Below are 11,675 nucleotides of genomic sequence, written 5' to 3'. Positions count from 1 at the left end.
GGCATGTTGCACGATTCAACATTGGGCGCTGGTTTCGTAGGCCCGATAAGCGGAGCGCCATCGGGCAATGGGCCTGGTCTGTGGCCTTTATCGGAAATAAAGAACAGTAGCGGAATAAGCAGGGGGAAGGATTACTCGTCGCTGCGCTCCTCGCCCTTCGGGTCGTTGCCTGCGGCAACGCTCTCTCGCGATGCTCGAGTCGAGCCTTAGTCGAAGCTTCTCATCCTTCCCCGAACGGAGAATATGGGTGAACAGAACGCGTATAAGAATGGGAGTTTTATTCGAGAGATGGTGGTGGGGGAAGGATTCGAACCTTCGAAGTCTGTGACGGCAGATTTACAGTCTGCTCCCTTTGGCCGCTCGGGAACCCCACCACGGGGTGACTACATTGTCGCGGTGTTGCAGAGGAAGGATTATTCGGAGCTACGCTCCTCACCCTTCGGGCCGTTGCCTTTGGCAACGTTCTCTCGCTGGTGCTCGAGTCGAACCTTCGAAGTCTGTGACGGCAGATTTGCAGTCAGCTCCCTTATGATCGCTCGGGAACCCCACCACGGGGTAATTCAAATTGTGATGCAGGACGTAGATGGTGGTGGGGGAAGGATTCGAACCTTCGAAGTCGATGACGGCAGATTTACAGTCTGCTCCCTTTGGCCGCTCGGGAACCCCACCACGGGGTCACTACATTATTGTGGTATTGCAGAGAAAGGATTATTCGGAGCTACGCTCCTCACCCTTCGGGCCGTTGCCTTTGGCAACGTTCTCTCGCTGGTGCTCGAGTCGAACCTTCAAAGTCGGTGACGGCAGATTTGCAGTCAGCTCCCTTATGATCGCTCGGGAACCCCACCACGGGGTAAAACTTTTTACTGGCCGCTTCCTTCTCGGGAAGCGGGGCGCATCATACCAAATGACGCGCCTCTGTAAAGCATTCAATCGTGAAAAATGAATCGGTTGCCTGCTTTTTACCCGCAACGCTGTAAAGCCAGGCAACCTGAAGAGAGAGCGCTTAAAGAATGATCGTCCGGTTACCGTAAACAAAGACGCGCTGGGCCAGCACCTGGTAGAGCGCGCGGCTGAGCACGTTCTTCTCCACGTCGCGACCGGCGCGCATCATATCTTCAGCAGTATAGGTGTGATCGACATGGATCACGTCCTGCATGATGATCGGGCCTTCGTCGAGATTGTCATTCACGTAGTGCGCGGTAGCACCAATAATCTTCACGCCGCGCTCATAAGCCTGGTGATAAGGGCGTGCGCCGATAAACGCCGGCAGGAAGGAGTGGTGAATATTGATGATCTTATTCGGGAAGCGCGAGACAAAGTCCGGCGTCAGGACGCGCATATACTTCGCCAGCACTACATAATCAGGCTGATGAGCTTCAATCGCTTTCACCATCAGATTGTCATGCGCTTCGCGCGTTAAGCCTTCGTGGCTGACCAGCTCGAATGGAATGTCGAAGCGCTCAACCAGCGGGCGCAGCGTTTCATGGTTGCCGATCACTGCCGCGATCTCAACATCCAGGCCGCCATAGTTGGCTTTCATCAACAGATCGCCGAGGCAGTGCGCCTCTTTGGTCACCAGGATCACCACGCGGCGGCGACCCGCCGCATTCAGTTCGCGAACTGAGCCTTCCGGCAGCGCGCTGTCGAGATCGGCCAGCAGCGTGGCATCGTTAAAAATGCCCTCAAGCTCCGTACGCATAAAGAAGCGGCCGGTACGGTGGTCGACAAATTCATTATTCTGAACAATGTTCAGCTCGTGCTTATAACAAATGTTAGTGATACGAGCGATAAGGCCCTTCTGATCGGGGCAGATGGTGCGCAGAATTTTACGTTGTAAAGAGTGCATTGCCGGGTAAATCCTGTTGAGTGTGTTTGTTAAGGGTGCTGCCGGGCTTATTGTCCGCAGCACTTTTTGAATTTTTTACCTGACCCGCAGGGGCAGGGATCGTTACGACCAAACTGCGGGCGCGTGCCGTCGATGTAAAACCATTCGCCGTTTTCCTTTAAAAAACGGGAACGTTCAATAATTGCGCCATTTTTGTCATTCTCGCGAAAGCGAGCAACAAAACTGACATAACCTTCATTGTCATCGTGGCCGTAAGCGTGCTCAAATAGCGTCAGTCCGAGCCAGGTTGTGGCCGCGAAACCGGCCTCAATCTGTTCGCGAAAGGTGTGTGCCGCGCAGGAGGGATGCCAGGTTTTCACCAGATAATCCGTCTGATGTAAGACAAAAGCGGTATAGCGAGAACGCATCAGGCGAGAGGGATCCGGCGCTACGTGTTGACCAGACAGATAAGGCTGGCAACATACGCTATACTCCTGAGCGCTACCGCAAGGACATGTTTGAGACAAAACAGCATTCCTGAAACAATAATAACGGCGCAGCACGCGCCAGGGTGGCAATATGTTAACTGAGCCGCCGCGTTGTGGCTACAGTAAGCCGGGGGAAGTGAAGCACGCGGAATGAGAACGGTAAAAATCGGTCTGGCGCTGGGTTCTGGCGCAGCCAGAGGTTGGTCGCATATTGGCGTCATTAATGCGTTAGAGCGCGCCGGCATTACTATTGATGTCGTGGCAGGATGCTCAATCGGGTCATTAGTTGGCGCGGCATACTCCTGTGGACGTTTGTCTCTGCTGGAGAATTGGGTGCGCTCTTTCCGCTACTGGGACGTACTGCGGCTTATGGATCTCTCCTGGCGCCGCGGCGGTTTGCTGCGCGGTGAGCGCGTGTTCAATCAATACCGCCAACTCCTTCCTTTCGACGACTTTAGCCACTGTGAAAAACGTTTTGGCGCGGTCGCAACCAATCTCAGCACCGGACGTGAGTTATGGTTTACCGAAGGCGATCTGCACCGTGCTGTGCGCGCCTCATGCAGTATTCCGGGTTTGATGTCGCCCGTTGCGCATAATGGCTACTGGCTGGTCGATGGCGCGGTGGTTAACCCGGTCCCGGTCTCATTAACCCGCGCGCTGGGTGCTGATATCGTTATTGCCGTTGATCTTCAGCATGACGCCCATTTAATGCAGCAGGATTTGCTCTCCGTAACGCCTTCCGATAGCGAGATGGAAAAAGGTAGCGGTGAAGCCCTGCGCTGGCATCAGCGCCTGCGCGAGCGGCTGAGTCGCACCACGCCGAAACGCCCGGTGACGCCGACCGCGATGGAGATCATGACTACGTCGATCCAGGTGCTGGAAAACCGCCTTAAGCGCAACCGTATGGCGGGCGATCCGCCGGATATTTTGTTGCAACCCATTTGTCCGCAAATATCCACTCTCGATTTTCATCGTGCTGATGCGGCGATTGCCGCCGGGCAATTAGCGGTGGAAAAGAGGATGGACGAGTTACTTCCGCTGGTGCGGACTTTAGCGTGAACATAATTTTTATAAGACTTCAGCAAATTCTGACAGGCGAGTGTCGGCGAAGCATGCCACTATTGATCTACTGTCAGGCAGGGGAGAAGAGATGACGCAGCCGTTGGTCGGAAAACAGATATTGATAGTGGAAGACGAACTCGTTTTCCGATCGCTGCTGGATTCATGGTTGCAATCTCTTGGCGCAACGACGTTGCTGGCCGGAGACGGAGTGGATGCGCTGGAGCAGATGGCTGGCAATCAACCCGATTTGATTATTTGCGACCTGGCCATGCCGCGTATGAATGGTCTCGCGATGGTTGAAGCGCTGCGCAACCAGGGCATGCAGACGCCGGTGCTGGTGATTTCCGCTACCGAAAATATGGCCGACATCGCAAAAGCCCTGCGTCTTGGCGTGCAGGATGTCGTCCTGAAACCCGTTAAAGATTTTAATCGTCTGCGGGAAACTATCTTCGCCTGCATCTACCCAAATATGTTTAATTCCCGGGTCGAGGAGGAGGAGCGTTTATTCCAGGACTGGGATGCGCTGGTGGATAACCCGCAGGCGGCAGCGAATTTATTAAAAGAGCTTCAGCCTCCTGTGCAGCAGGTCATTTCTGGTTGTCGGGTAAATTATCGCCAGCTTGTTTCCGCTGAAAGCCCTGGACTGGTGCTGGATATTGCACCGCTTTCCGGACACGATCTCGCTTTCTATTGTCTTGATGTAACTCGCGCCGGCAATAATGGCGTGCTGGCGGCGCTGCTGCTGCGCGCATTATTTAACGGCTTACTTCAGGAACAATTGTCACATCAACGCCAGCGCTTACCTGAAATGGGTGCTTTACTTAAGCAGGTAAACCAATTGCTGCACCAGGCAAATTTGCCGGGGCAGTTCCCGTTACTGGTGGGGTATTACCACAGCGAGCTTAAGAATTTGTTATTAGTTTCGGCCGGTTTAAACGCCACGTTAAATACCGGTGAACACCAAATTCAAATCAGCAGCGGCGTTCCTCTCGGTACGCTTGGGAATACCTATCTGAACCAAGTAAGCCAGCGCAGCGAAGCGTGGCAATGCCAGGTTTGGGGTGCAGGCGGGCGGTTACGCTTAATGTTGAACGCGGAATGAGCGATCGCGTGGCGAAGCTCAGATAGATTTACCCGTCATTTAAAAACGGGTGCTAATATCGCCGCAGTTTCTTCGTATTAATCCTAATTAGTTGTTAGCGCGTCCTTTTCAGACCTGGTCATTGGGTTGGTACTGATATACTCAGACGCGAGTTAATTCATGAACCTGTTCAAATCATGGACAGTCCAGGAGATTTCAATGGCTGCAATAAATTCGAAAGTGACTAAAGCAGTAATCCCGGTCGCGGGGTTGGGAACGAGGATGCTACCAGCTACGAAGGCAATTCCGAAAGAAATGTTGCCGCTGGTTGATAAGCCATTAATTCAGTACGTGGTCAATGAGTGCATTGCCGCGGGCATTACTGAAATCGTTCTGGTAACACATTCATCTAAAAACTCTATTGAAAACCACTTTGATACCAGCTTTGAGCTTGAAGCAATGCTGGAGAAGCGCGTTAAACGTCAGCTTCTTGAAGAAGTGCAATCTATCTGCCCGCCGCACGTGACCATCATGCAGGTGCGTCAGGGCCTGGCGAAGGGTCTTGGCCATGCCGTCATGTGTGCGCATCCGGTTGTCGGCAACGAGCCGGTCGCTGTTATCCTGCCGGACGTTATCCTTGATGAGTTCGAATCCGATCTGTCGCAGGATAACCTCGCTGAGATGATCAAACGCTTCGACGAATCGGGTGCCAGCCAGATCATGGTTGAGCCGGTTGATGACGTTACCGCGTACGGCGTAGTGGACTGCAAAGGCGCCACGCTGAACCCGGGCGACAGCGTGCCGATGGTTGGCGTGGTTGAGAAACCGAAAGCGAACGTCGCGCCGTCAAACCTGGCGGTTGTTGGCCGCTATGTCCTGAGCGCTGAAATTTGGCCGCTGCTGGCGAAAACGCCTCCGGGAGCCGGTGATGAGATTCAGCTTACCGATGCAATCGATATGCTGATCGAAAAAGAGACCGTTGAAGCCTATCACATGAAAGGCAAAAGCCATGACTGTGGTAATAAACTCGGCTATATGCGCGCCTTTGTAGAATATGGCATTCGCCATAACTCTCTGGGCGAAGAGTTTAAAGCCTGGCTGAACGAAACGGTAGGCGCTGCTAAAGCATAACCCCCAGCGCAGACAGTAAATAAGGTCGACGTTAATCGTGCTCAGCACTGATTATCGTCGGCCTTTTTTATTGCGCGTTTATCAGAAGGCCTTTGTGAAAAGGGGAGATAAGAAAAAGCCTATAATGCTGGTAATAAAAATGGCGGGTTTTTGAGCGCAGCCAGCGGCGAAAACAAACATCGTCATCGTCCGGCCTATTTGTGAAGAAATTGTGTAGAACGGACAAAAAAAATCCCGCCAGCGGCGGGATATTAAAAGCAGATAAGCGTTTACTCACTTAAGCGAGCAGAAAGTCTTCCAGCTTTTTACCTTGTTCATCGATAGCTTTTTTGATTACGGCTGGAGTACGACCCTGGCCGGTCCAGGTTTTCGTTTCGCCATTTTCATCTACGTAGCTATATTTAGCCGGGCGTGCAGCGCGTTTTGCTTTAGTACCCGTTTTAGCCGCAGCCATGCTGTTCAGCAATTCATTCGGGTCAATACCATCAGCAATTAACATTTCACGATACTGCTGCAGTTTACGGGTACGCTCTTCAACTTCAGCTGCGGCAGCGTTCTCTTCTTCACGACGCTCATTAACCACGACTTCTAATTTTTCCAGCATCTCTTCCAGTGTTTCAAGCGTGCATTCTCTTGCCTGTGCGCGCAGAGTACGGATGTTGTTCAGAATTTTAAGGGCTTCGCTCATTGTAGTAATCTCAAACTTATATTGGGGTGGTTTGTTGGGCTAATAATAGAGCGTTAAATTCAGCAGTGCAATAGCCGCGAATGTAAGGAATTCAAAATAGCCCTTTATTTAAGTCTTTTCTAAATACCGCTATCTTAAATTTTTAATCAACAACCACACTGCCAGACAGGTATAAGCGTGCAGTCCAGGTTCGTTCATATGCAAAGGTTAAGCGATATTTTTTGATTATTCCTTCAGGAGAAATAGCCATAATGGATAAATAACAACCGCGTGTATTACCGTGTTAAATGCGCTTACTTTAGTAAAATATTAATAATTTCTGGATGATATGATAAGGATCATCGCATAACGACCGTATGCTAACTTCCTGAATTCGTTACGGCTGTTTCTTTTGCAGCTACAACCGCTGCGATCGGAAAATGCGTGTTTATGCGTAAATCTGTCTACAGGATTAACCTAAGCTACAACGCTTGCTCAGGTCCGGCCGTTAAAACATGATACAATTCGCCGCAGGATCATCACACTTTGATTAGGGTTTTGCGCGCAATGGCACAGCTTTATTTCTACTATTCAGCAATGAATGCAGGGAAATCGACGGCATTACTACAGTCCTCGTACAATTATCAAGAGCGAGGCATGAGAACGGTAGTTTATACCGCAGAAATTGATAACCGCTTTGGTGCAGGGAAAGTCAGTTCCCGGATTGGTTTATCCTCGCCCGCACGTCTGTTTAATCAGCACACCTCGCTGTTTGACGACATTAAAGCTCAGCACGAAGAAGAAGCCGTGCACTGTGTGCTGGTGGACGAATGTCAGTTTTTGACGCGGGAGCAGGTATACGCTCTTTCAGAAGTGGTGGATGAGCTTGATATTCCCGTGCTCTGTTATGGGCTGAGAACAGATTTTCGCGGTGAACTCTTTGGCGGAAGCCAGTATTTGCTGGCGTGGTCAGATAAATTAGTTGAGCTTAAAACCGTCTGTTTTTGCGGACGCAAGGCAAGCATGGTGTTGCGACTCGATCACGAGGGGCGTCCTGATAATAAAGGCGAGCAGGTTGTTATTGGCGGCAATGAACGCTACGTCTCCGTTTGCCGTAAACATTATAAGGAAGCGCTGTCCGAAGGCTCTCTTGCGACAATACAGGCGCGGGTAAGAGGGTAGTGATTGCACTGTCGGTACCCGAGTAAATACCTTCTGATAAGCAGAAAATAAAAAACCCGCCGAAGCGGGTTTTTTTATGACGCTATATCATTAAGCGGGTTTCTTGGCTTTTTTGTCAGCTTTAACCGGTGCAGCTTCCACTTTTGGCGCGGCAGCGGCTTCACCCTCTTTATATTCGCGACCGTAGAAGGTATCCAGTAGGATCTGCTTCAGCTCTGCGATCAGCGGGTAACGCGGGTTCGCGCCGGTGCACTGGTCGTCAAACGCATCTTCAGAAAGTTTGTCGACGTTGGCCAGGAAGTCCGCTTCCTGCACGCCAGCTTCGCGAATTGATTTCGGAATACCCAGTTCCGCTTTCAGGCTCTCCAGCCAGGCCAGCAGCTTCTCAATTTTTGCCGCGGTGCGGTCGCCCGGTGCAGAGAGACCCAGGTGATCGGCAATCTCTGCGTAACGGCGGCGTGCCTGCGGACGGTCATACTGACTGAACGCGGTCTGTTTGGTCGGGTTGTCATTCGCGTTGTAGCGGATAACGTTGCTGATCAACAGGGCGTTAGCCAGACCGTGCGGAATATGGAACTGCGAGCCCAGTTTGTGCGCCATGGAGTGACACACGCCGAGGAAGGCGTTAGCAAACGCGATACCAGCGATGGTTGCGGCACTGTGGACACGCTCACGGGCAACCGGGTTTTTCGACCCTTCGTTATAAGAGGCCGGCAGGTTCTCTTTCAGCAGTTTAAGTGCCTGTAACGCCTGACCGTCGGAGAACTCAGAAGCCAGTACAGAGACGTACGCTTCCAGCGCGTGGGTTACCGCATCCAGACCACCAAAGGCGCAGAGGGATTTCGGCATATCCATCACCAGGTTGGCGTCAACCACCGCCATATCCGGGGTGAGGGCGTAATCCGCCAGCGGGTATTTCTGGCCGGTGGCATCATCGGTAACCACCGCAAACGGCGTGACTTCAGAACCGGTACCGGAGGTGGTGGTCACAGCGATCATTTTCGCTTTGACGCCCATTTTCGGGAACTTGTAGATACGTTTACGGATATCCATAAAGCGCAGCGCCAGCTCTTCGAAGTGAGTTTCCGGATGTTCATACATCACCCACATGATTTTCGCGGCATCCATCGGGGAACCGCCGCCGAGGGCGATAATCACGTCCGGCTTAAAGGAGTTCGCCAGTTCAGCGCCTTTACGCACCACGGTCAGTGTCGGATCGGCTTCCACCTCGAAGAACACTTCAGTTTCCACGCCCGCAGCCTTCAGCACGGAGGTGATCTGGTCAGCATAACCGTTGTTAAAGAGGAAACGGTCGGTCACGATCATGGCGCGTTTGTGACCATCAGTAATCACTTCATCCAGCGCAATAGGCAGAGAGCCGCGGCGGAAGTAGATTGATTTCGGAAGTTTATGCCACAACATGTTCTCAGCTCGCTTAGCAACGGTTTTCTTGTTGATCAGGTGCTTAGGACCAACGTTTTCTGAGATGGAGTTACCACCCCATGAACCACAACCCAGAGTCAGGGAAGGCGCAAGTTTGAAGTTGTAGAGGTCACCGATACCACCCTGAGAAGCCGGGGTGTTGATAAGGATACGCGCGGTTTTCATCATCTGGCCGAAGTGGGCCACACGCTCAGGCTGGTTGTCCTGGTCGGTGTAGAGGCAGGAGGTGTGCCCGATACCGCCCATGGCGACCAGTTTCTCCGCTTTCACGACCGCATCGTCGAAATCTTTCGCGCGATACATTGCCAGCGTCGGAGAGAGTTTCTCATGGGCAAACGGCTCGCTCTCATCCACAACGGTAACTTCACCGATGAGGATTTTGGTGCTTGCCGGTACGCTAAAGCCCGCCAGTTCAGCAATTTTGTGCGCCGGTTGCCCGACGATAGCCGCGTTGAGTGCGCCATTTTTCAGGATGATATCCTGAACCGCTTTCAGCTCCTGACCCTGCAGCATGTAGCCGCCGTGGCTGGCGAAACGTTCGCGCACTGCGTCATATACGGAGTCAACAACCACAACAGACTGTTCAGAAGCACAGATCACGCCGTTATCGAAGGTTTTCGACATCAGCACAGACGCAACAGCACGTTTGATATCGGCGGTTTCGTCGATGACAACCGGGGTGTTACCCGCGCCAACACCGATTGCCGGTTTACCAGAACTGTAAGCGGCTTTCACCATGCCCGGACCACCGGTCGCGAGGATCAGGTTGATATCCGGGTGATGCATTAAAGCATTAGAGAGTTCGACGGAAGGTTGGTCGATCCAGCCGATAAGATCTTTTGGCGCACCTGCTGCGATTGCCGCCTGCAGCACAATGTCCGCCGCTTTATTGGTGGCATCTTTTGCACGCGGGTGCGGGGAGAAGATGATTGCGTTACGGGTTTTCAGGCTAATCAGTGATTTAAAGATTGCAGTAGAAGTTGGGTTAGTGGTCGGGACGATACCGCAGATAATGCCGATAGGCTCAGCAATAGTAATCGTGCCGAAAGTATCATCTTCCGATAACACGCCGCAGGTTTTCTCATCTTTGTACGCGTTGTAGATATACTCAGAAGCAAAGTGGTTTTTAATCACTTTGTCTTCAATGATACCCATGCCGGATTCAGCTACGGCCATTTTCGCGAGGGGGATTCGAGCATCTGCGGCAGCCAGGGCGGCGGCGCGGAAGATTTTATCTACTTGCTCTTGAGTAAAGTTGGCATATTCACGCTGGGCTTTCTTCACACGTTCAACGAGTGCGTTCAGTTCAGCGACATTAGTAACAGCCATAATGCTCTCCTGATAATGTTTAAACTCTTTTAGTAAACCATCTGCGCAAACTGTCAGTATAGTCAGCCTCACTCTAAGTTGTGTAAAGCCTGACAAGACAACAAGTTAGATGGTTAATATGCCGCTGGTTTACTAAAAGAGCCTTAACGAACCGGGAGCAATTATTGACATTTCTGCTCTCTATTCGTGGCATCAAGATTACCCACTTCTGAGTAATTAATGCGTGATCCATATCAAGTTTTAACGAAGCTGACACCTTTCAGCTAGCTCATTTTCAGTGAGTTGTATCAATTGTTAACGGTTCGCCGCAGAAGGTGGCTCGGATTTTTCACATCTAGCTCAACTCAATAACACCCTGTTTTATCAGGGTTATTGGTGAATGAACTGATGGACTCCAGAAAAAAATCGCGTATCTTCTGCATGGATTTTCCTGTCACGCTATTGTTTCTAAGGTACTGGCGATAACGCGGAGCTTGCTGTGGATCACTTTGGGTTTGATATTCCTCTCTATTTTAAATTTTTCGTCGGTCTCTTTGCGCTGGTGAACCCGGTTGGCATCATCCCGGTTTTTATTAGTATGACCAGCTATCAAATGGCCGACGCCCGCAATAAAACCAACCTTACCGCGAATGTCTCAGTCGCTATCATTCTCTGGACGTCACTCTTTCTGGGCGACACCATTCTTCAACTGTTCGGTATCTCGATTGACTCTTTCCGCATTGCCGGCGGCATTCTGGTCGTTACCATCGCGATGTCGATGATCAGCGGCAAGCTGGGGGAGGATAAACAGAACAAGCAGGAGAAATCGGAAACCGCTATTCGCGAAAGCGTGGGCGTGGTGCCGTTAGCGTTGCCATTAATGGCAGGGCCGGGGGCAATCAGTTCCACCATCGTCTGGGGGACGCGCTACCACACGCTTGCACACCTGATTGGCTTCTCAGTGGCGATTGCGCTGTTCGCGCTCTGCTCATGGGGACTGTTCCGCATTGCGCCCTGGCTGGTGCGCCTGCTCAGGCAAACCGGCATTAACGTCATTACGCGTATTATGGGGCTGCTGCTGATGGCGTTAGGCATTGAGTTTATTGTTGCCGGCGCGAGGTCGCTTTTCCCCGGCCTGCTGAATTGATTCATTCTTTCATTTATATAGGTTTTATTTTTTCCTGAGCGCGAGAACATCGCGCTTTCGAATGTAAGCCTGCTCGCATAATTAGCAAAAGATATGAAGAATCAGCAGAAGGGCGGCAGGCATAACAAATTACAATAATCAGAAAAGCTGTTTTCTATCATAGAATTATAAGTTTCATGAATCATTGATGTCTGCATTTTGAGCAATTAAATCTGTTATTTCTCTCACATCATACTATTGGGCTTGCCGAGTCATTATCGAAATGATATTAGTACTTTCAATCTCCTCGCAGAGTAATGTGCTAAAAAGTAGTCAATTGTTGATTTTTTGTGCAAATCTCT

At 51.2% G+C, this 11,675-nt stretch carries 9 protein-coding genes, 2 tRNA genes and 3 other RNA genes; 5 read left to right on the top strand and 9 right to left on the bottom strand.

Annotation, left to right across the window (positions count from 1 at the left end; genetic code table 11):
- Positions 1 to 114: 114 nt before the first annotated feature.
- The 7 genes from ACWPW2_RS10425 to ACWPW2_RS10395 form a co-directional block, all read right to left on the bottom strand.
- Positions 115 to 245: non-coding RNA, RtT sRNA (locus ACWPW2_RS10425), on the bottom strand.
- A gap of 44 nt (positions 246 to 289) precedes the next feature.
- Positions 290 to 374, bottom strand: a tRNA-Tyr gene (locus ACWPW2_RS10420).
- Positions 375 to 402: 28 nt separating this feature from the next.
- Positions 403 to 518, bottom strand: a non-coding RNA gene (locus ACWPW2_RS10415) — RtT sRNA.
- A gap of 66 nt (positions 519 to 584) precedes the next feature.
- Positions 585 to 669: transfer RNA gene (locus ACWPW2_RS10410), tRNA-Tyr, on the bottom strand.
- Between the two features lie 22 nt (positions 670 to 691).
- Positions 692 to 836, bottom strand: a non-coding RNA gene (locus ACWPW2_RS10405) — RtT sRNA.
- A 167-nt stretch (positions 837 to 1,003) separates the two neighbouring features.
- Positions 1,004 to 1,846 carry a formyltetrahydrofolate deformylase gene (gene purU, locus ACWPW2_RS10400; protein WP_023478636.1) on the bottom strand — a complete coding sequence of 281 codons (843 nt, stop codon included), beginning with the start codon at positions 1,844 to 1,846 and terminating at the stop codon, positions 1,004 to 1,006.
- Between the two features lie 47 nt (positions 1,847 to 1,893).
- Positions 1,894 to 2,352, bottom strand: a complete 459-nt coding sequence (locus tag ACWPW2_RS10395) for a YchJ family protein (protein ID WP_454123634.1) — start codon at positions 2,350 to 2,352, stop codon at positions 1,894 to 1,896.
- A 111-nt stretch (positions 2,353 to 2,463) separates the two neighbouring features.
- Here ACWPW2_RS10395 and rssA point away from each other — a divergent pair, with 111 nt between their 5' ends.
- The 3 genes from rssA (at position 2,464) to galU (ending at position 5,587) form a co-directional block, all read left to right on the top strand.
- Entirely contained in the window at positions 2,464 to 3,372 is a 909-nt protein-coding gene (gene rssA, locus ACWPW2_RS10390) for a patatin-like phospholipase RssA (protein WP_034812189.1), read from the top strand.
- 91 nt (positions 3,373 to 3,463) lie between these two features.
- A complete protein-coding gene (rssB, locus tag ACWPW2_RS10385; RefSeq protein WP_023478635.1) occupies positions 3,464 to 4,477 on the top strand; it encodes a two-component system response regulator RssB in 1,014 nt (337 codons plus the stop codon).
- 198 nt (positions 4,478 to 4,675) lie between these two features.
- Positions 4,676 to 5,587, top strand: coding sequence for a UTP--glucose-1-phosphate uridylyltransferase GalU (gene galU / locus ACWPW2_RS10380; RefSeq protein WP_023478871.1), 912 nt, complete (start codon positions 4,676 to 4,678; stop codon positions 5,585 to 5,587).
- 277 nt (positions 5,588 to 5,864) lie between these two features.
- Here the strand turns inward: galU and hns are convergent, their stop codons facing one another.
- Positions 5,865 to 6,275 carry a histone-like nucleoid-structuring protein H-NS gene (gene hns, locus ACWPW2_RS10375; RefSeq protein WP_023478663.1) on the bottom strand — a complete coding sequence of 137 codons (411 nt, stop codon included), beginning with the start codon at positions 6,273 to 6,275 and terminating at the stop codon, positions 5,865 to 5,867.
- Positions 6,276 to 6,821: 546 nt separating this feature from the next.
- On the opposite strand from hns, the gene tdk reads away from it, so the two are divergent.
- A complete protein-coding gene (gene tdk, locus ACWPW2_RS10370) occupies positions 6,822 to 7,436 on the top strand; it encodes a thymidine kinase (protein WP_034812184.1) in 615 nt (204 codons plus the stop codon).
- Positions 7,437 to 7,526: 90 nt separating this feature from the next.
- Here the strand turns inward: tdk and adhE are convergent, their stop codons facing one another.
- Positions 7,527 to 10,208 (bottom strand): bifunctional acetaldehyde-CoA/alcohol dehydrogenase, encoded by a 2,682-nt coding sequence (gene adhE / locus ACWPW2_RS10365; protein ID WP_270221003.1) that lies wholly within the window; start codon positions 10,206 to 10,208, stop codon positions 7,527 to 7,529.
- A gap of 478 nt (positions 10,209 to 10,686) precedes the next feature.
- On the opposite strand from adhE, the gene ACWPW2_RS10360 reads away from it, so the two are divergent.
- The gene (locus tag ACWPW2_RS10360) at positions 10,687 to 11,334 is read left to right on the top strand and encodes a YchE family NAAT transporter (RefSeq protein ID WP_034812181.1); all 648 of its coding nucleotides are present in this window, start codon (positions 10,687 to 10,689) and stop codon (positions 11,332 to 11,334) included.
- Positions 11,335 to 11,675 lie beyond the last annotated feature (341 nt).

It is taken from the genome of Kosakonia sp. Marseille-Q7440 (assembly GCF_965119485.1).
The sequence above is the reverse complement of the archived record's forward strand: the minus strand, read 5'-3'. Positions and strand labels throughout refer to the sequence as shown.